This is a genomic window from Bradyrhizobium sp. 87 (assembly GCF_023073015.1).
In the GTDB taxonomy this organism is placed as follows: Bacteria; Pseudomonadota; Alphaproteobacteria; order Rhizobiales; family Xanthobacteraceae; genus Bradyrhizobium; species Bradyrhizobium canariense_D.
On record NZ_JADPIQ010000022.1, the window covers coordinates 153,629 to 171,343 of the forward strand.

Below are 17,715 nucleotides of genomic sequence, written 5' to 3' on the forward strand. Positions count from 1 at the left end.
TCGCGCGCATTGCCGATGGAGGTGACACCATGCGCCGTCCAGTCTTTCGCAATTTGTTTCTTGCATCCGCTCTTCTCGCGCTCACGCAATTGACGATGCCGACGGGGGCCGCGGCCGAAGCGCGGCTCGCACTGGTGATCGGCCAATCGGCCTATCGCACCGTGCCGGAACTCCCCAACGCAGCCAACGACGCCAAGGGCATGACGGAGCTGCTCGGCAATGCCGGCTTCACCGTCACCACGGCATCCAATCTGGCGCAAAACGATATGCGTCAGGCGATCTCGGATTTCGCCGGCAAGGTCAGCGCCAGCGGCGCCGACACCGTCGCGCTGGTGTTCTATGCCGGCCACGGCCTCCAGATCGACGGCGAGAACTATCTCGTTCCCGTCGATCTCGACCCCAAGCGCGAAGCCGACATTCCGCTGCAGGGTGTGCGACTGAACGATTTGCTCAACACGCTCGGCGCACTGCCGACGCGGGCGCGCATCTTCATGCTCGATGCCTGCCGCAACAATCCCTTCCCTGCGCTCAGCGGCGCCGGACACGGGCTTGCGATCGTCGACACCAAGGCCGGCGCGCCGGGCTCCTTCATTTCCTATTCGACCTCGCCGGGCTCCGAAGCCGAGGATGGCTCCGGCATCGACAGCCCCTATACCACCGCGGCGCTGACCGTCGCCAAGCAGCCCAATCTGCCGATCGAGGAAGTGTTCAAGCGCATTCGCGTCGCCGTGGCGCAATCGACCGACGGACGCCAGATCCCCTGGGAAAGCTCGTCGCTGACGACTGACTTCAAGTTCTTCGGCGGCGACAGCAGCGGCAGTCAGACTGCGCTTCCTGGCGCATCCTCCATGGCACTTGCGAGCGGCACGCGCAGCCTCGAGGACTGGCGCAAGGATTTGCAGGGCAAGCCGGCCATGGTCGCCTATGAGATAGTGATCACCGACGACACCGTGCCGGCGTATCAGGCCTATATCGAGTTGTACGCTCAGGATACCCGTACGCCGCGGCTGCGCACGATTGTGGAGCGCCGGCGCCAGATGCTGGCGTGGGAGCGCGCCACCGCGATCAACACCCGCGCCTCGTTCGAGGCGTATCTGGCGAACTGGGACAACAGCGATCTGGCCGCGACCGCACGCCGGCTGCTGCTCCGCGTGCAGAACCGCAACTACGTCTTGCCTGCCGCGGTCGCGGCCGCTCCTGCCCCGGTCGCCGTCGCGATGGCCCCGACCTGCCCGTGCTCGACGCCCACACCACCGGCTTCGCCGATCAACCCGACGATCGCGCCTGTGATCAAGAAGCGCGTCGACGACACACCGCCGAAGCGCAAGGTGGTCGACACGCCGCCCAGGCCGCGCCGGCCGCCGCCTGATGAGGTGATCTACGAGCGCGCGCCGCCACCGGATCGCGGCCCGCCGCCAGAAGCCTTAGGTGTCGGAATAGGCATCGGAATTGGCATGGGCATGGGCGGTCGAGGCGGCAACTACGGCGGCCCGGGACACGGCGATGGCTACCGCAGCCGTTACTGAGACCGCTCGCGCGGCAGCCGGACGCGGACACGGGTGCCGCCACCGGGACGATGCTCAATGGCGACCGTGCCGCCGTTGCTTTCGACAACTTGCCTCACGATTGTGAGTCCCAATCCTGCGCCGCCGCTCTCGCGGCTGCGCGAGGTCTCCAGCCGGTAGAATGGATCGAATACGCGGGTGCGTTCGTCAACCGGGATTCCCGGCCCGCGGTCCTCGACCAGGAGTTCGATCACATCGGTCTCGGCGTACAACGAGATGTCCGCGGCGCCACCATAGAGGATCGCGTTGTTGACGAGATTGGCAACGACCCGAGCCATGCCCGCAGCCGAGCCGCGGATGAGGAGAGCCGGATCTTCGCAGGTGAGCGTCAGCGCTGCGCAGGCGCCCTTGCGCGCTTCGTACTCGGTCCGCGCGACGCGGGCAAGATCGACGGTTTCCGCCGACGGGCCTGCGAACGAGGCGCGGACAAAGGCGAGCGCATCATCCATCAGCGATTGCATGTCGTCGAGATCGACGGTTGCCTTGTCCCGCTGCACGCTTTCGGGCAGCAGCTCGAGACGTAGCCGCAGCCGCGTGACATAAGTGCGCAGATCATGGCTGATCGCGCCGAGCACGAGGGTGCGGCTGCGCAGCAGTTCGGCGATGTTCGCCTGCATGGCGTTGACGGCGCGGATCAGCGCCCGGACGTCGGGAGCACCCCGCTCGCTGACCGGCATGGTCTCCATGGCAGCGCCGAAGCGCTCGATGGCGACGGTCAACTCGGACAGCGGCCTGGTCTCGTGGCGGACCGCGAGCAAGGCCGCCAAAGCGACGACGAAGCCGAGAATTCCGGCCAGCAGGCCGACAGGAATGCCGAGCAGGCGAAGGCTGAGCTCACCTGCGGTCTCGATCACCAGATAGCCGCCGCCAGCAAGTTCAATGACAGCTTGCAGGCGCGAGGTGACGAGATCACGCAAGCGGGCCACCTGTTGGCCGTCCCTGACGTTGACGAAGGACAGTGCGACCAGCCGCTCCGCTGGCACACCGCTCAGCGCGCGCAACCGTTGCTCCGCGCTGCCCAGGAAACGGCCATGCAACGGGTTGGGCGGCACGTCCTGACGCACGACCGGCTTAAATCGCGCCGTCGTGGCCGCGCGCAGCACCAGGTCGCGATCGTCGCGCGGGACCCTGTCGATCGCCTCCGCCAAGGCGGCGACCTGCGCGAGCAAAGCGGCAAATCCGGACGGCTCGCCGCGGCCGCGCTGCTCCACCAAATAGATGGCGACCGACAGCAACTGCACGAGAATGATGGCGCCGACGACGATAAGGCCGAGGCGGGCGGCGATGTGAAGCCTGCTCATTCCGCACAGGCTCCGTGCTCAGAGCGGGCGAACGTCAGCACTGAAGAGATAGCCGCCATTGCGCACGGTCCTGATCGAGAACGCAGCCTTGGGATCCGCGGCGACGAGCTTGCGGCGCAGCCGGCTAACCGACACGTCAATGACGCGGTCGAACGGATCCGCGGTCCGGCCGCGTGTCCAGTCGAGCAACTGGTCGCGGGACAGCACCCGCTTGGGCCGTTCGAGGAAACATGCCAGCAGATCAAACTCCGCTGCCGTCAACTCGACGACACGGTTCTGGTCGTTGGTCAGGCTGCGCCCGTCGAGATCGGCCACCAGCCTGCCGAAAGCAATTCGCCGCGGCGGCGGCATCTGCAGCGGGCCGTCCACACGCCGCAAGACGGCCTTGATGCGCGCCAGCAATTCCCGAGGATTGAAAGGCTTCGGCAGATAATCGTCGGCGCCGAGCTCCAGGCCGATGATGCGGTCGACATCGTCGGCCTTGGCCGTCAGCATCAGGATCGGCGTGCGGCTCTTGCTGCGCAGGCGCTGGCAGATCGACAGTCCGTCCTCGCCCGGCAGCATGATGTCAAGCACGATGAGATCCGGGCATGCCTGCATCAGCGCCCGGTCCATCGCCGCGCCGTTCTCGACGCAAACCGGCGCATAGCCCTCCCGCGTCAGCAGGTCCGCCAAGAGCGCGCGGATCTCGCGGTCGTCCTCCACGATCATGATCGTCCGAGTGTCCATCGCGGCCTCTATCGAGCAGCCCGCTGGCAGGAATGTGGCGACCCCGTCACTCGTTACAAAACGTTACACTTCCGGCCTCGCCGGCAATATCACGGCAAAAGATCGAGGCGAGATTGGCCCCATGCGGCGACCGGTCTCGTTCCGGCGCGTCCTCACAAACAGGAGTATCCGATGAAACCCATTCTGGCTTCGCTATCACTCGCAACGGTGCTGGCCCTCACGGGAGCCTCCGGTGCAAACGCCTGGGTTCGCAGCGGCGGCGTCACGACTTGGCGAGGTACCTACTACGGCAGCGCCAGCGGCGGATGCGCCGGCGGAACCTGCTCGCGTTCGGCTTCGGTGACGGGACCTTATGGCGGCACGATCGCACGCAGCGGCAGCATCACGCGCGTCGCTCCGCATGCATTCGACTACACGCGCACCACGACGGGTCCGAACGGCAACAGCGTGACGCGCAGCGGCACGGTCGGGACTCATCCCTATTACGGATACCGGTACTGACCCTCGCGCCGCACGACCGTGAATTCCGGCCGGGGTCAGAACACTGGCCGCGGACTGCCTTCCTCCAACTTGCAAGCATGGATATCTCGAATGCGACGATTGACGATCTTGGCGTCGGCCGCGGCAGCCGCACTGGCCGCAGGTTCGACCGCGCTAGCCTTCACCCCCAGCCCTCACCCCGGCATGTCCGACGGCCTCACCGAAGTCAGCGGCGGCTGCGGACCCGGCTGGCACCTGACGGCCAACGGCCTGTGCCGGCGGACCATCGTGCCCTACGCCCATCCACCCTATGCCTATGCGGCGCCTCCCTATCCTGGGGCCTGTTGGTGGACCAGCACGCCATTCGGCGTGCGGAGGGTCTGCGCATGGTGAGACCTGTACAGCTACGGGAGCTGCGACGCGCGATCGCGGCCATCATCGCCGCGTTGGTCGCGATATCGTCCGCGGGCGCCGCGTCCGCCCAGCAACCGCGACAGGAGATACGCCAAGCGTGCACCGCGGACATGCGCGCGCTGTGCTCCGGCATCATGCCGGGAGGCGGCCGCGTCAAGCAGTGCATGATCGAGCATTTCAACCAGCTGTCGGATGGCTGCAAGAGCGCGCTGAAGCAGGCGCAGGCGTCGAAGCCATAGGGCGTGCCTCGCGGGAGTGCGCGTGGGGCTCGCAGACGCGATAAGTGCCGCGAGCCCTGCGGTGTCGCACGATATACAGGCGAGGCCGGCAACCCCATGTTTGCCGACGACCGGCAGCTGTGGTCTGGTCGACCAACGGAACACTTCGGGGATTCGCTGCTGATGGCGCAGGACGCTCACACCGCAACATCATGGCCGCTGTTTCGCTCACTCGCGTCCTATTCGCTGCCGGGCGATTTGATGGCCGGCCTGACGCTCGCGGCAATCGCGATCCCAGAGCAGATGGCCACGGCGCGGCTCGGCGGCTTCGCGCCGCAGATCGGCTTCTTCGCCTTCATGGCGGGATCGCTCGGCTTTGCGATGCTCGGCGGAAACCGCTTCCTGTCCTGCGGCGCCGATTCCACGATCACGCCGATCTTCGCCGGCGGGCTGGCGGCGCTGGCCGCCGCCGGCTCGCCTGAGTATCAGGGCCTCGCGATCGCGCTGGCACTGATGGTCGGCGCAATGATGCTGGCCGGCGGCGCCTTCCGCCTCGGCGGCATCGCCAATCTCTTGTCCGTGCCCGTCATGGTCGGTTTCCTCGCCGGCATCTCCGTCCACATCATCGTGTCGCAATTACCGGGCGTGCTGGGCCTGGACTCGCCGAACGGGCCGACGCTCGATCGCATCGGTGTGCTCGCAAGCGAGCTCGGCCGCACCAATCCCTTCACGCTATGCATCGGCTTCGGTGTGCTGGCCGTGGTCTTCGTCGCCGAGAAGATCAGCGCAAAAATTCCGGGCGCGCTGATCGGGCTCGTCGCCGCGACCCTGGCCACGATCGCGCTCGGCCTCGAGAGCAAGGGCGTCAATGTCGTAGGCCTCGTGCCGGGGACGCTGCCGCGGCCGACCTTCCCCGAGCTTGCACCGGAGCAATGGGTCCGCCTCGTGCCGCTCGCCTTTGTCATCACGGTCGTGGTGATGGTGCAGACCGCGGCGACGACGCGCTCATTCCCGTCCGATCCCGACAAGCCGGCCGATGTCGATCGCGATTTTCTCGGCGCGGGCGTAGGCTGCGTACTGTCGGGCCTGTTCGGCGCGTTTCCGGTCAACGCCAGCCCGCCGCGGACGGGCATTGTCGCCGAGACCGGCGGACAATCGCAGCTCGCGGGTCTCGCCGCCGCTGCGATCGTGCTGGCGCTGCTCGCGTTTGGAACGGGATTGCTGCAGCACGTTCCAGACGCAGCCCTCGGCGGCATCCTGCTGTTCGTCGCGCTGCGCATCATCCGCGTGAAGCAGATCGTCACGATCTATCGCCAATCCCCCAGCGAATTCCTGCTGATCGCCGCCACCGCCGCGCTGATCATCGTGCTGCCGATCCAGCAAGGCGCGTTCCTCGGCATCGTGCTGTCGCTGCTGCACGGCATCTGGAGCACGACGCGCGCGCGGCTGGTCGAGTTCGAGCGCGTGCCGGGCACCACGATCTGGTGGCCGGCACATCCGCACATCGCCGGCGAGCGCATCGCCGGCGTCGCCGTGCTCGGGCTGCAGGCGCCGCTGTCCTTCCTCAACGCGCCCGGCTTTCGCAGCGACGTGATCAAGGTGCTCGGCACGATGCCGCCACAGCTGCTGGTGCTGGAGGCGAGCGGCATGGTCGAGATCGACTTCACCGCCGCGCAGATCCTGCTGGACGTGTTCAGGGCGTGCAGCGAACAGGGCGTCACCGTCGCGCTGGCCCGGCTGGAATCAGTGCGCGCGCAGGACGCGTTCGAGCGGTTTAGATTGTTCGACGCCCTGCCGAGAGAGCGTGTCTTCCACAGCGTCGACGAGGCCGTGCGGAAGTTGGCGCGATAACTGGGCTCACTGCGCCAATGGCGGGTGATCGCGCTGGATCGTTTCGCGGATCCAGCTGGCATGGATCGCGCGAAACAGGATTTGCGCCGTCTTGAGGTCGTTCGCCTTCATGCAGAGATCGACGATGCGACGGACTGCGTCGTCGCGCATCAGTCCATCCGAGATCTTCATCGCGATTTCCATCGCGACTTTCGCCGCGCGCTCGTAGCGCTCGCTGTCGCGCTTGTCGCTGCGCGCGCTACCTGCCGCGCTCGCCGCAGCGGCGTCACAGATCGCACGGATGCGCTCGGCGGCCTCGATGTCGCCGAGCGGCCGTTCGATCGCTTCGTCCCAGACGTCCTGACGCGTCTTGCGCGCGAACCACTGCATTGCCTGCTCCGTGGTGAGGGAGCGAGCATAAACGGCGGCCACGCCGCGCGCTACGCCTCCGGTACGATCTTCCCGGGATTGAAGATGTTCTGCGGATCGAGCGCCTTTTTCAGCGCCCGCATCGCGTCGATCGCCTCGGGGCCGAGCTCCGCCTTGAGGTATTTCTGCTTGCCCTGACCGATGCCGTGCTCGCCGGTGCAGGTGCCGTCCATCGCCTGCGCGCGCTCGACCAGCCGATGCATGAACTCCTCGCCGCGCGCCATCTCGTCGGCATCGTTGGTGTCGCAGACCAGCGAGCAGTGGAAATTGCCGTCGCCGACATGGCCGACGATCGGCGACAACAGGTTGAGGCGCTTGAGATCTTCCTCGGTCTCGCCGACGCATTCGGCAAGCCGCGAGATCGGCACGCAGACGTCGGTCGCGACCACCCCGATGCTGTCGCCGGGCCGCAGCGCTTTCACCGACCAATAGGCGTCGTGCCGCGCCTGCCACAGCTTTGTGCGATCCTCCGGCTTGGTGGTCCAGGAGAAGTCGCCGCCGCCGCAATCCCTGGCGATCTCGCCGAAGGCCTTGGACTGTTCGGCGACCTCGATCTCGCTGCCGTGGAATTCCATCAGCAGCAGCGGCGTTTCGGGCAGGGTCAACTTCGAATAGGCGTTGCAGGCCCGCACCTGCGCGGCGTTGAGCAGCTCGATGCGCGCCACGGGAATGCCGGTCTGGATCGCCAGGATCACGGCCTGACACGCCCCGTGCACGGTCTCGAACGACACCGCTCCGGCCGCGATCGTATCGGGGATGCCGCGCAGGCGGATGGTCAGCTCCGAGATGATGCCGAGCGTGCCCTCGGCGCCGACGAACAGATGCGTCAGGTCGTAGCCGGCGGATGATTTCTTCGCACGCGTGCCGGTCGTGATGATCTCGCCGTCGCCGCGGACCACTTTCAGCGCCAGCACACTGTCGCGCATGGTGCCGTAGCGCACCGCATTGGTGCCGGAAGCGCGGGTCGAGGCCATGCCACCGAGGGAAGCGTCCGCGCCGGGGTCGATCGGGAAGAACAGGCCCTGGTCGCGCAGATGCTCGTTGAGCGCCTTGCGGGTCACCCCGGGCTGGATCACGCAGTCGAGGTCCTCGGCATGCACCGCGAGCACCTTGTTCATGTCGCGCAGGTCGATGCAAATTCCGCCGGCGGGTGCGTTGACCTGGCCCTCGAGCGAGGTGCCGGTGCCGAAGGCGATGACAGGCACGCCGTTTTTCGCGCAGATCCGCACCACGTCCTGGATGTCGGCAGTCTCCTGCGCCATCACCACGCCGTCCGGCGGCTGGTTCACGATCCATGTGGTGGTATGGCCGTGCTGCTCGCGGACGGCTTGCGAGGTGATGAGGCGGTTGCCGAACCGCGCGGCAAGTTGCTCCAGCGCGCTCGCGAGGGCTTTCGGCGCCGGCCGCGGCGGATTATTGGTGATGGTCGTACCCACGGACGTTCCTCCCGACGAGACGAACCGTGGCAAAGGACATCTCACCGGTCAAGTCAAGCGACCGGACGCATAGCTGGGGAAGGACACATGCCGGAGACTGCTGCCACAACGATCGAGGGCGTGCCGTTCCGCTCGTCAATCATGCAGATCGAGCCGCAATGGATCGACTACAACGGCCACCTCAACATGGCCTATTACAACGTGATGTTCGACCGCGCGATCGACCAGATGTGGCTGACGCTCGGGATCGGACCGGGCTACATGAAGGAGCGCGGCGGCTCGACCTTCACCGCCGAATGCCACGTGCGGTATTTGCGCGAAATCCACCTCGACGATCTCGTGCAGGTCTCGGTCTGGCTGCTGGAAGCCGACGACAAGCGGCTGCACACCTTCCAGGAGCTGCGGCACGCGACCGAAGGATGGCTGTCCGCCACATCGGAAAACATGTCGCTTCACATCGACATGGGCTCACGAAAGGTGGCGGCTTTTCCCCCAGACATCCGTGAGCGCATCGCAGCGGTGGTCAAGGCCCACAGCGCCGTCCCGCGGCCCGAGGGCATCGGCCGGAACGTGGCGATGCCCTCGAAGCGGTAAGCGCGCTAAACCCTGTTACGACCCCGTGCCAGTCCGACAACGGCCGAGACCAGGAACAACACGACTGCGATGAAGAAGATGATCTTGGCGATTTCGATCGACGCGCCGGCGAGGCCGCCAAAGCCCAGGATACCGGCGATCAGGGCGATAACCAGAAACGTAACTACCCAGCTAAGCATGATCCGAACCTCTGTTTCGATGTCTGTCTGCGATCGGCGCGGCTGACGCGCCTCACTTGCAGAACCAATCGCCAACTCGGAACAATGGTTCCGGGCCGCTGAAGCCGGAAATTCGCCTGACCGACAGGAACAAATTGGCTTTCGGCGCACGTGGAAAACCCCTGTCCGCGGCCCCATATAGGGACCAATCCCTGTTAAGAAGGCTCCCCTTTCACCACCCCGCGGTGCCGGCAAATGATTCGCATGACCGAGCCGAGCAAGATCACGTCCCAGAGCGTCCCCGACCACCAGCCCGCAGCCGGCGGCATCGCCGCGCGTGCGCGCGCCTCGGTAGGCCCGCAATACCTGTCCGGGCTCAATCCGGAGCAGCGCGAGGCTGTGGAGACGCTGGACGGGCCGGTTCTGGTGCTGGCCGGCGCCGGCACCGGCAAGACCCGCGTGCTGACCACGCGCATCGCCCACATCCTGAGCCAGGGCCGCGCCCGCCCATCCGAAATCCTGTCGGTGACCTTCACCAACAAGGCCGCGCGCGAAATGAAACATCGGCTCGGTCAGATGCTCGGCCATGCCGTCGAAGGCATGCCGTGGCTCGGCACCTTCCACTCCATCGGCGGGCGCATCCTGCGCACCCACGCCGAGCTGGCGCAGCTCAAGTCGAACTTCACCGTGCTCGACGTCGACGATCAGGTCCGACTGCTCAAGCAGCTTCTGCAAGCCGACAATATCGACGACAAGCGCTGGCCGGCGCGCATGCTGGCCGGGCTGATCGACGGCTGGAAGAACCGCGGCCTGACGCCGTCGCAGGTGCCGTCGGGCGAAGCCGCCGTGTTCGCCAACGGCAAGGGCGGCAAGCTCTATGCGAGCTACCAGGAGCGGCTGAAGATCCTGAACGCCGCCGATTTCGGCGATCTGCTGCTCGAGGACATCCGCATCTTCCGCGAGCACCCGGATATCCTGCGGCAGTACCAGCAGCGCTTCAAATTCATCCTGGTCGATGAGTATCAAGACACCAACGTCGCTCAATATCTGTGGCTGCGGCTGCTGTCCCAAGCGCCGACTTCTTTTGCCTCTCCCCGCGTGCGGGGAGAGGTCGGATCGCCCGGCAGCGCAATTGCGCGCCCGAGCGATCCGGGTGAGGGGGACTCTCAGCAAGCTGAGCTCGTGGAGGCAGCCCCTCATCCTGACCTTCTCAGCGTGAGCGAAGCTCGTCGCGACCCCGCAAGCGGGGAGAAGGAGCAGACGCGCCACGTCAAAAACATCTGCTGCGTCGGCGACGACGACCAGTCGATCTATGGCTGGCGCGGCGCGGAGGTCGACAACATCCTGCGCTTCGACCATGATTTCCCCGGCGCCAAGGTCATCCGCCTCGAGCGCAACTACCGCTCGACGGGCCACATCCTCGCCGCCGCCTCGCACCTGATCGCCCACAACGAGGGCCGGCTCGGCAAGACGCTGCGCACCGAGGACCAGGACGGCGAGAAGGTCACGGTAACAGGCTCTTGGGATTCGGAAGAGGAAGCCCGCGGCATCGGCGAGGAGATCGAGCAGATCCAGCGCCAGGGCGACAAGCTCAACGAGATCGCGATTCTGGTGCGCGCCTCCTACCAGATGCGCGAGTTCGAGGACCGCTTCGTCACGCTCGGCCTGCCCTATCGCGTCATCGGCGGCCCGCGCTTCTACGAGCGCGCCGAGATCCGCGATGCGCTGGCTTATCTCCGCGTCATCAATTCACCGGCCGACGATCTCGCCTTCGAGCGCATCGTCAACACGCCCAAGCGCGGCCTGGGCGATGCCACCGTGCAGATGCTGCACGATCACGCCCGCAAGCGCCGCATCCCGCTGTTCGAGGCGGCGCGCGCGGTGGTCGAGACCGATGAGCTGAAGCCGAAGGCGCGCGGCTCCTTGCGCGACGTCGTCGCCCAGTTCGACCGCTGGCGCGCCCAGCGCGAGGTCACCTCGCACACCGAGCTCGCCGAGATCGTGCTCGACGAGAGCGGCTACACCGAGATGTGGCAGAAGGACCGTTCGGCGGACGCCGCGGGTCGGCTCGAAAACCTCAAGGAGCTGGTGCGCTCGATGGAGGAGTTCGAGAACCTGCAAGGGTTTTTGGAGCACATCTCACTGGTGATGGACCGCGACAGCGGCGCCGACGAGGACGCGGTGTCGCTGATGACGCTGCATTCGGCCAAGGGGCTGGAATTCGACAACGTGTTCCTGCCCGGCTGGGAGGAAGGCCTGTTTCCGAGCCAGCGCACGTTGGACGAACAGGGCCGCGCCGGCCTCGAGGAAGAGCGCCGGCTCGGTCATGTCGGCCTGACCCGGGCCCGCCGCCGCGCCAAAATCTATTTTGCCACCAACCGCCGGATCCACGGCACCTGGTCGACCACGATCCCCTCGCGCTTTCTCGACGAACTGCCCGCGGCCAATGTCGAGATCACGGAATCCAAGGGCGGCTCGGCCTGGGGCGGCACCGGCGGCTACGGCGCCTCCCGCTTCGACGACATGGAAGCGTTCGGCTCCACCTATTCGACCCCGGGCTGGCAGCGCGCCCAGGCCAATCGCAATCGCGGCGGCGGTGGCGGCGGCAATGGCGGCCGCGGCAGTTTCGAGGAACAGGCCTCGTCGTTTTCGTCCCAGTCGTCCTCGCCCGATTTCGGCAGCTTCTCCTCGCGCCGCCGCGGGCCGCTGACGATCGAGGGCGAGCTGGTGGCCAAATCCACCGGCACGACCTCGGAATTCTCCCTCTCCGACCGCGTCTTCCACCAGAAATTCGGCTATGGCCGCGTCACCAAGATCGACGGCAACAAGCTCACCATCGCCTTCGACAAGGCGGGGGAGAAGAAGGTCGTGGACAGTTTTGTGCAGCGGGCGTGAGGCCTGCATGCCGCACTACATCGCCATCATCGAGGACGCCGGCCCGGACGAAGCCGTCGGCGTGTGGTTTCCGGACCTGCCCGGCTGCATTTCCGGCGGCGACGACGTCGATGAGGCCCTGGAGAATGCGCCCGAGGCACTCGCGTTCTATGCACAGGAACTGACCGCGGACGGCCGCCAGCTTCCCCCGCCGCGGACATTGGACGAGCTCAAGGCCGACCCTGATGTCGCCGACGAGCTCGGGAAGCACACGGTCGCCCTGATCGAATGGCCACCCCTCACTGAGGCCACGGAGTGAGGACTGTTCGCCGCACTGGTCGGACTCTCGACAGTTCAGGTCCGAACAGCCCTTGACCACCGTGAACTTCCCCGTATCAGATGCGGCCATGGTCCGGGGCTCCATCACACTGATCTTGCTGGCATTGGGTATGCCGTCGCTTGCGGCGGCGGAGACCATGAGCTTTGGCGATGCGATCGGGCTGCTGGCGAAAAGTTGCGGCGCGGAAATCGTCGCCAATTGCCGCGGCGTCAACCCGGATTCGACCCGCCTGAAGGAGTGCCTCTCGCGCAACCGCGACGTGCTCTCGCAGCAGTGCCAGAGCGATTATCTCGGTGCCTTCGACGCCATCCAGAGGCGCGTCGCAGCCCGTGTCACCGTGGCGAACGTCTGCCAGCGCGAGATCGTCAAGGTCTGCGGCGGCTCGACCAAGGAGACCAGCAAGGCGGTCCCCTGCCTGGTCTCGACGCCCAAGGGCATCAGCAACAATTGCCTGAAGGCCGTTGACGACGCGGGGTATCGGTGATGCCAGCGACGAGGCTTTCCACCGCCGGAATATGCATCGCGCTCGGCCTCGCTTTGCTCGCGGGCACAGCGGAAGCGCAGACGGCGCCGCCAACCCGCGACGACATCGTCGGCAAGCTCAACCATTTCGAACAAGCCGCCGAGATCGATCTCCCCGCGCTGAAGCTGCAGGTGATGGAGCGGGCCAAGGCCAGGATCAAGAACGATCCCGGTCCGGTGAACCGGCCGCTGATCGCGCCTGATCTGGTCAATCTGCCGACCTTCACTGCGCAGATCCAGTTCGACGCCGACACGCCGATCATCCAGCCGGCGTCCTACCAGACCGTCGGCCGCCTCGCCGATGCGCTGGTCCATGCCTCGCTGCTGCCCTACACGTTCCTGATCGTCGGCCATGTCGAATCCAACGCGAAGACGCGCGAGGCCAACGCGATCCTGAGCCAGCGCCGGGCGGACGCGATACGCGACGTGCTGGTGAACACGTTCAAGATCTCGACCAAGCGGCTGCATCCGATCGGCCTCGGCGAGGAGCAGTTTCTCGACCGGGCCAGGCCGACCTCAGCCGCCAACGCCCAGTTGCAAATCCTGACCTACGCCAAGGTACCGGAGGAAGCGCCTGCGCATCCGGCTGCGACACCTGCGCCTGCAGCGAAAAAGCCCGCCAAGAAGCGCTGAGCGGACGCGCCACGGCGTCTGACGCAACCCTTTGAAGTCACGTTTCTTTTGTGACCTGTCTCACAGCGCAACAGCGCGGTTTCGCGCGACAATTACGCCGGTTTGTGCACCGCCCTATCAGGTGCTATAGGCTTTTTTCGCCCTGCCCGACCCCATGCTGCACGAGACCGAGATGGCCAGTTATTTTCAACGTCAGCTGGCCGACTACGTCGAATATCATCGCGATCCCTGGAACTGCGCGATGCACGTGGTCGGCATCCTCCTGCTCTTCACCGGCGCCGTGCTGCCGCTGACGCTGGTCCATTTCCCGGTGTTCGGGATCGAGGTCAGCCTGGCCATGGTTCTTGCCCTGCCGGTGCTGGCCTACTGGCTGATGCTGGACGCCGGGATCGGGCTCGGCATCCTCGCCTCGATGATCGTGCTGCTTTCGGTCGCAACCGCGATTGGCAATCAGGTCTCGATCGTCATGATGTGGTCGATTTTTGTGGTGCTGATCGGGCTCGGCGTCGCGTCGCAAATCGTCGGTCACAAGGTTTTCGAGGAGCGGCAGCCGTCGATGGTCGACCACCCCACGCATTTTCTGCTTGGACCGATGTTTGTCATGGCAAAATTATTCATTGCATTGGGCTTCCGTCGCGACCTTGCCGCGATTCTGGCGCCTGCTCCGACCAATTCCCTTTCAACCCGATAGTTCTAGACGCGAAACAGCAAACCTACTGCATGGCTCTCGTACTGGTTACCGGTGGCAGCGGCTTCATCGGACATCATCTTGTAGAAGCGCTCCGCGCCCGTGGGCAGCGGGTGCGTGTTCTCGACGTCCGTGCGCCTGCCGCGCCGTATGCCGACGTTGAATATGCCCAAGGCTCGGTGCTCGACGGTGCCGCGGTCGATGCCGCGATTGCTGGGGTCGATCAGGTCTATCACCTCGCGGGCCTGCCCGGCATGTGGGTCGCCGACAAGCAGGCCTTTCACGACGTCAATTGCCGCGGCACCGAGATCGTGCTCGCGGCCGCGATGAAGCGCGGGGTCTCGCGCTTTCTGCACTGCTCGACGGAATCGATCCTATTCCCCTATTCCGACCTCAACGGTGTTCCCGCCGAAGAGGCGCTGCAGCCGGCCGATGCGATGCCGGGCGCCTACACGCGGTCGAAATCGCTGGCCGAGCATTGCGCCGCGAAGGCCGCAGCTGAAGGTTTTCCGCTGGTGATCGGCACCCCGACCATGCCGATCGGTGCTGCCGACCACAATCTGACGCCGCCGACTGCGATGCTGTGGTACTTCCTGCAGAAGAAAGTGCAGCCGCATCTCGACTTCCCGGTCAATCTCGTCGACGTTCGCGACGTTGCCATGGGCCTCGTGCTGACCATGGAACGCGGGCGTAACGGCCAGCGCTACATCCTCGGCGGCGACTGCGTCAGGCTCGGCCAGATTCTGCGGATGATGTCCGCGATGAGCGGCCGCCGGCAATTCCCGGTCGTCGTTCCCGGCAAGATGGCCGAGCTGTCCGGCATCATGCTTGAATATCTCTCTGACCGCATCACGCGCAGGCCGCCCAACGGCACCGCCGAGGGCGTGCGCATTGCGCTCGCCGCGAGCGACCTCTCGATCAGCAAGGCGCGCACCGAACTCGGCTACGCGCCGCGCCCGATCGAGCCGGTCCTGCGCGAAACCATCACCCATCTTCTCGCCCGCGGCGGCGCGCTTGCCTCCGGCGCCATCGAGCATCACGCGCTCTCCTCGCGCGCCAGCTGAGCTGCCGCCCAACCCAAAGAACCTTTCCGCATGTCCTTCGATTTCAGCAAGCTTCTCTCTGTCGCCTGGGGTGGTTGGACCACGACTTGGCCGACGCAACTGCTCGCCCTGATCTGGCTCGCCTGGCTCGCAAGCTGGGTCGGCGCCTCGTTCTGGCAGGGCCGCACCCAGAAGCAGGTAATGACGCTGGAGTCCGGCCGCTATCGCATCCCGATCCTGGTCGGCGGCATCCTGTTCACGCCATGGACCGCGGAAGTGCTCGGCGAGAAGCCGCTCTGGGTGTTCAGCAATACAGCTGTCTACGTGGTGGCGCTGATCGTGCTGGCCGGGATCTCCTTCACCTGGTGGGGACGGCTGCATCTCGGACAATTCTGGTCCAACACCATCACCCACAAGCAAGACCACCGCGTCATCGACACCGGCCCGTACGGCATCGTACGCCATCCGATCTACACCGGCCTGATCCTCGGCATGCTGGTGACGGGCATCGCGGTCGGCACGGTGACCGCGATGCTCGGCGCGATCCTGATCTCGCTCGGCATGTGGCAGAAGGGCCGGATGGAAGAAGTGTTCCTGTCCAAGGAGCTCGGCGAAGACGCCTACGGCGCCTATTGCCGCCGCGTGCCGATGATCATCCCGTTCCTGTCGCCGCGCTGAGAGCGGCGGACGCGCCCCACATTCGCTGTCGTCCCGGCCTTCGCCGGACGACAGCGAGAGGAACTGCCTTCCCTCCAGCCCGTTAGCCTCTCGATACCTGCCACTGACCGCAGAGCATCGAGCCATGTCCGACGCCTACGATTATTTTCGCGAGCACGCGATCGCCGCCGTCCGCAAGGCGCGGGCGCTGCCGCCGGGGCGGCCGAAGCAGAAGCAGCGCACCGTGGCGCGTGTCTATCATCTCCTGTCCAGGGAGGCCGCGCTCGCGCCGAACATCCATCATCTGGATGATTTTCGCGCGGCGCGCCGGGCAGAGCGGCAGATCGGCCACTGATCTCCGGGCCCCGCTTGCCGGCATTCGTCCCATGCAAATTCGAACGGCTGCCATTCCACGGGAATAGAGCCCCGCGGCCCATCGCACAGGTTGACGTCTGCCCCGCCAGCCCGTTGGATGCGCCCGCAAACAGGGGCTTCTCATGACGTTTTCCAGCATCTTTGCGCAGTTCGTTGCGCTTCTCGGCGGCATCGCGCTGCAATGGCGGAAGCTGTCAGGCACCGTGCCTGCGCCGGCCTGGGGCCAGTCGCCCGCGATTCCCGAAGCAAAACCGCAAGGCGCCATTCCGACACTGAAGATGCCGACGGCGCGGGGCTGGAGCGAAGGACAGAAGCCGACGGTCGCACCCGGGCTCAAGGTCAATGCGTTCGCGACCGGCCTCGACCATCCGCGCTGGATCGAGGTGCTGCCCAATGGCGACGTGCTGATCGCGGAGGCGACGCAGATCGCGGGGGCGCCGCGGTCCGTGTTTCACTACGCAATGCAAGCGACGATGCGGCGCGCCGCCGCGCTCGGCGTCAGCGCCAACCGCATCACGCTGCTGCGCGACAAGGATGGCGACGGCGTCGCGGAGTATCGCGGCGCGTTCATGGAAAACCTCAGCCAGCCGTTCGGCATGGCGCTGGTCGGCGACACCTTCTATGTCGGCAACACCGACGGCGTGATGGCCTTCCCGTACGTGGCGAATGCCGATCGCATCACCGCGCCGGGCAAGCGCCTCACCACTTTCAAGCCGAGCGGCCACTGGACCCGCAGCCTGCTCGCAAGCCCCGACGGCAAGAAACTCTATGCCGGCGTCGGCTCGCTCAGCAACATCGGCGAGATGGGCATGGAGGTCGAGGAAGGCCGCGCCGCGGTCTACGAGCTCGACCTCGTCGCCGGTACGCACCGCATCTTCGCCGCCGGCCTGCGCAACCCGGTTGGTCTCGCCTGGGAGCCGACGACCGGTGTGCTCTGGACCGTCGTCAACGAGCGCGACGGCCTCGGCGACGAAACGCCGCCGGACTATCTGACCTCGGTGCGCGACGGCGGTTTCTACGGCTGGCCCTATTGCTACTGGGGCAAGACGGTGGATGACCGCGTGCCGCAGGATCCGGCGATGGTCGCCAAGGCACTCACGCCTGACTACGCGCTCGGCGGCCACACCGCCTCGCTCGGCCTGTGCTGGATGCCCGCGGGCACGCTGCCGGGCTTCCCCGACGGCATGGCGATCGGCCAGCACGGCTCGTGGAATCGCAGCACGCTGTCCGGCTACAAGCTGGTGTTCATCCCGTTCGAGAACGGAAAGCCTTCGGGTCCAGCACGCGACATCCTGTCCGGCTTCCTCGCGCCGGACGAGAAAGAATCCTACGGCCGTCCGGTCGGCGTCGTGATCGGTCCCGACAAGAAATCGCTGCTGATGGCCGACGACGTCGGCAACGTGATCTGGCGCGTGACGGGCGCTTGAAG

At 66.0% G+C, this 17,715-nt stretch carries 20 protein-coding genes; 15 read left to right on the forward strand and 5 right to left on the reverse strand.

Annotation, left to right across the window (positions count from 1 at the left end):
• Positions 1-29: 29 nt before the first annotated feature.
• Complete coding sequence (locus IVB50_RS05225; protein WP_018454295.1) at positions 30-1,526, forward strand: caspase family protein; 1,497 nt, start codon at positions 30-32, stop codon at positions 1,524-1,526.
• On the opposite strand, the gene IVB50_RS05230 is transcribed toward IVB50_RS05225, so the two are convergent.
• On the reverse strand, positions 1,520-2,866 hold the full coding sequence (locus IVB50_RS05230) for an ATP-binding protein (RefSeq protein ID WP_247294825.1): 1,347 nt from the start codon (positions 2,864-2,866) through the stop codon (positions 1,520-1,522). The two genes, IVB50_RS05225 and IVB50_RS05230, sit on opposite strands and share 7 nt — an antisense overlap.
• Before the next feature lie 18 nt (positions 2,867-2,884).
• Positions 2,885-3,595: a response regulator gene (locus tag IVB50_RS05235; protein WP_018454293.1), complete on the reverse strand. Its 711-nt coding sequence runs from the start codon at positions 3,593-3,595 to the stop codon at positions 2,885-2,887.
• 171 nt (positions 3,596-3,766) lie between these two features.
• On the opposite strand from IVB50_RS05235, the gene IVB50_RS05240 reads away from it, so the two are divergent.
• From IVB50_RS05240 to IVB50_RS05255, 4 genes are all read left to right on the forward strand, one after another.
• Positions 3,767-4,096, forward strand: coding sequence for a hypothetical protein (locus IVB50_RS05240; RefSeq protein WP_018454292.1), 330 nt, complete (start codon positions 3,767-3,769; stop codon positions 4,094-4,096).
• A gap of 90 nt (positions 4,097-4,186) precedes the next feature.
• The gene (locus tag IVB50_RS05245; RefSeq protein ID WP_143273231.1) at positions 4,187-4,468 is read left to right on the forward strand and encodes a hypothetical protein; all 282 of its coding nucleotides are present in this window, start codon (positions 4,187-4,189) and stop codon (positions 4,466-4,468) included.
• The gene (locus IVB50_RS05250) at positions 4,462-4,728 is read left to right on the forward strand and encodes a hypothetical protein (protein ID WP_018454291.1); all 267 of its coding nucleotides are present in this window, start codon (positions 4,462-4,464) and stop codon (positions 4,726-4,728) included. Before IVB50_RS05245 ends, IVB50_RS05250 begins: the two co-directional genes overlap by 7 nt.
• A gap of 162 nt (positions 4,729-4,890) precedes the next feature.
• Positions 4,891-6,558 (forward strand): SulP family inorganic anion transporter, encoded by a 1,668-nt coding sequence (locus IVB50_RS05255; RefSeq protein WP_018454290.1) that lies wholly within the window; start codon positions 4,891-4,893, stop codon positions 6,556-6,558.
• Positions 6,559-6,564: 6 nt separating this feature from the next.
• On the opposite strand, the gene IVB50_RS05260 is transcribed toward IVB50_RS05255, so the two are convergent.
• Positions 6,565-6,927 (reverse strand): hypothetical protein, encoded by a 363-nt coding sequence (locus IVB50_RS05260; RefSeq protein ID WP_026232706.1) that lies wholly within the window; start codon positions 6,925-6,927, stop codon positions 6,565-6,567.
• A gap of 50 nt (positions 6,928-6,977) precedes the next feature.
• Positions 6,978-8,402, reverse strand: a complete 1,425-nt coding sequence (locus IVB50_RS05265; protein ID WP_085350292.1) for an FAD-linked oxidase C-terminal domain-containing protein — start codon at positions 8,400-8,402, stop codon at positions 6,978-6,980.
• Between the two features lie 87 nt (positions 8,403-8,489).
• Between IVB50_RS05265 and IVB50_RS05270 the strand changes: the two genes are divergently transcribed.
• Positions 8,490-8,996 carry a thioesterase family protein gene (locus IVB50_RS05270; protein ID WP_085385101.1) on the forward strand — a complete coding sequence of 169 codons (507 nt, stop codon included), beginning with the start codon at positions 8,490-8,492 and terminating at the stop codon, positions 8,994-8,996.
• 5 nt (positions 8,997-9,001) lie between these two features.
• Here the strand turns inward: IVB50_RS05270 and IVB50_RS05275 are convergent, their stop codons facing one another.
• Positions 9,002-9,175 carry a DUF1328 domain-containing protein gene (locus IVB50_RS05275; RefSeq protein ID WP_007600914.1) on the reverse strand — a complete coding sequence of 58 codons (174 nt, stop codon included), beginning with the start codon at positions 9,173-9,175 and terminating at the stop codon, positions 9,002-9,004.
• Positions 9,176-9,409: 234 nt separating this feature from the next.
• Between IVB50_RS05275 and IVB50_RS05280 the strand changes: the two genes are divergently transcribed.
• The 9 genes from IVB50_RS05280 (at position 9,410) to IVB50_RS05320 (ending at position 17,713) form a co-directional block, all read left to right on the forward strand.
• On the forward strand, positions 9,410-12,049 hold the full coding sequence (locus IVB50_RS05280) for a UvrD-helicase domain-containing protein (RefSeq protein ID WP_085385100.1): 2,640 nt from the start codon (positions 9,410-9,412) through the stop codon (positions 12,047-12,049).
• Positions 12,050-12,056: 7 nt separating this feature from the next.
• Positions 12,057-12,347 carry a type II toxin-antitoxin system HicB family antitoxin gene (locus tag IVB50_RS05285; protein ID WP_018454285.1) on the forward strand — a complete coding sequence of 97 codons (291 nt, stop codon included), beginning with the start codon at positions 12,057-12,059 and terminating at the stop codon, positions 12,345-12,347.
• Between the two features lie 88 nt (positions 12,348-12,435).
• Positions 12,436-12,852 carry a hypothetical protein gene (locus IVB50_RS05290; RefSeq protein WP_247295143.1) on the forward strand — a complete coding sequence of 139 codons (417 nt, stop codon included), beginning with the start codon at positions 12,436-12,438 and terminating at the stop codon, positions 12,850-12,852.
• Positions 12,852-13,523: an OmpA family protein gene (locus tag IVB50_RS05295; protein WP_018454283.1), complete on the forward strand. Its 672-nt coding sequence runs from the start codon at positions 12,852-12,854 to the stop codon at positions 13,521-13,523. The genes IVB50_RS05290 and IVB50_RS05295 overlap by 1 nt, the downstream gene beginning before the upstream one ends.
• 154 nt (positions 13,524-13,677) lie before the next feature.
• The gene (locus IVB50_RS05300) at positions 13,678-14,214 is read left to right on the forward strand and encodes an Mpo1-like protein (RefSeq protein WP_018454282.1); all 537 of its coding nucleotides are present in this window, start codon (positions 13,678-13,680) and stop codon (positions 14,212-14,214) included.
• A 29-nt stretch (positions 14,215-14,243) separates the two neighbouring features.
• Positions 14,244-15,275 carry an NAD-dependent epimerase/dehydratase family protein gene (locus IVB50_RS05305; RefSeq protein WP_018454281.1) on the forward strand — a complete coding sequence of 344 codons (1,032 nt, stop codon included), beginning with the start codon at positions 14,244-14,246 and terminating at the stop codon, positions 15,273-15,275.
• Between the two features lie 30 nt (positions 15,276-15,305).
• Positions 15,306-15,932 (forward strand): isoprenylcysteine carboxylmethyltransferase family protein, encoded by a 627-nt coding sequence (locus IVB50_RS05310; protein WP_007600907.1) that lies wholly within the window; start codon positions 15,306-15,308, stop codon positions 15,930-15,932.
• 124 nt (positions 15,933-16,056) lie between these two features.
• The gene (locus IVB50_RS05315) at positions 16,057-16,266 is read left to right on the forward strand and encodes a hypothetical protein (protein WP_018454280.1); all 210 of its coding nucleotides are present in this window, start codon (positions 16,057-16,059) and stop codon (positions 16,264-16,266) included.
• A gap of 142 nt (positions 16,267-16,408) precedes the next feature.
• Positions 16,409-17,713 (forward strand): sorbosone dehydrogenase family protein, encoded by a 1,305-nt coding sequence (locus tag IVB50_RS05320; RefSeq protein WP_018454279.1) that lies wholly within the window; start codon positions 16,409-16,411, stop codon positions 17,711-17,713.
• The last annotated feature ends 2 nt before the right edge of the window (positions 17,714-17,715 follow it).

Bases quoted from the DNA above. Each gene is read 5' to 3' on its own strand.
- IVB50_RS05260 (WP_026232706.1), bottom strand. From the start codon at position 6,927: ATGCAGTGGTTCGCGCGCAAGACGCGTCAGGACGTCTGGGACGAAGCG.
- IVB50_RS05300 (WP_018454282.1), top strand. From the start codon at position 13,678: ATGCTGCACGAGACCGAGATGGCCAGTTATTTTCAACGTCAGCTGGCC.
- IVB50_RS05250 (WP_018454291.1), top strand. From the start codon at position 4,462: ATGGTGAGACCTGTACAGCTACGGGAGCTGCGACGCGCGATCGCGGCC.
- IVB50_RS05290 (WP_247295143.1), top strand. From the start codon at position 12,436: ATGGTCCGGGGCTCCATCACACTGATCTTGCTGGCATTGGGTATGCCG.
- IVB50_RS05280 (WP_085385100.1), top strand. From the start codon at position 9,410: ATGATTCGCATGACCGAGCCGAGCAAGATCACGTCCCAGAGCGTCCCC.
- IVB50_RS05230 (WP_247294825.1), bottom strand. From the start codon at position 2,866: ATGAGCAGGCTTCACATCGCCGCCCGCCTCGGCCTTATCGTCGTCGGC.
- IVB50_RS05240 (WP_018454292.1), top strand. From the start codon at position 3,767: ATGAAACCCATTCTGGCTTCGCTATCACTCGCAACGGTGCTGGCCCTC.
- IVB50_RS05245 (WP_143273231.1), top strand. From the start codon at position 4,187: ATGCGACGATTGACGATCTTGGCGTCGGCCGCGGCAGCCGCACTGGCC.
- IVB50_RS05285 (WP_018454285.1), top strand. From the start codon at position 12,057: ATGCCGCACTACATCGCCATCATCGAGGACGCCGGCCCGGACGAAGCC.
- IVB50_RS05320 (WP_018454279.1), top strand. From the start codon at position 16,409: ATGACGTTTTCCAGCATCTTTGCGCAGTTCGTTGCGCTTCTCGGCGGC.
- IVB50_RS05305 (WP_018454281.1), top strand. From the start codon at position 14,244: ATGGCTCTCGTACTGGTTACCGGTGGCAGCGGCTTCATCGGACATCAT.
- IVB50_RS05270 (WP_085385101.1), top strand. From the start codon at position 8,490: ATGCCGGAGACTGCTGCCACAACGATCGAGGGCGTGCCGTTCCGCTCG.
- IVB50_RS05225 (WP_018454295.1), top strand. From the start codon at position 30: ATGCGCCGTCCAGTCTTTCGCAATTTGTTTCTTGCATCCGCTCTTCTC.
- IVB50_RS05275 (WP_007600914.1), bottom strand. From the start codon at position 9,175: ATGCTTAGCTGGGTAGTTACGTTTCTGGTTATCGCCCTGATCGCCGGT.
- IVB50_RS05315 (WP_018454280.1), top strand. From the start codon at position 16,057: ATGTCCGACGCCTACGATTATTTTCGCGAGCACGCGATCGCCGCCGTC.
- IVB50_RS05310 (WP_007600907.1), top strand. From the start codon at position 15,306: ATGTCCTTCGATTTCAGCAAGCTTCTCTCTGTCGCCTGGGGTGGTTGG.
- IVB50_RS05255 (WP_018454290.1), top strand. From the start codon at position 4,891: ATGGCGCAGGACGCTCACACCGCAACATCATGGCCGCTGTTTCGCTCA.
- IVB50_RS05235 (WP_018454293.1), bottom strand. From the start codon at position 3,595: ATGGACACTCGGACGATCATGATCGTGGAGGACGACCGCGAGATCCGC.
- IVB50_RS05295 (WP_018454283.1), top strand. From the start codon at position 12,852: ATGCCAGCGACGAGGCTTTCCACCGCCGGAATATGCATCGCGCTCGGC.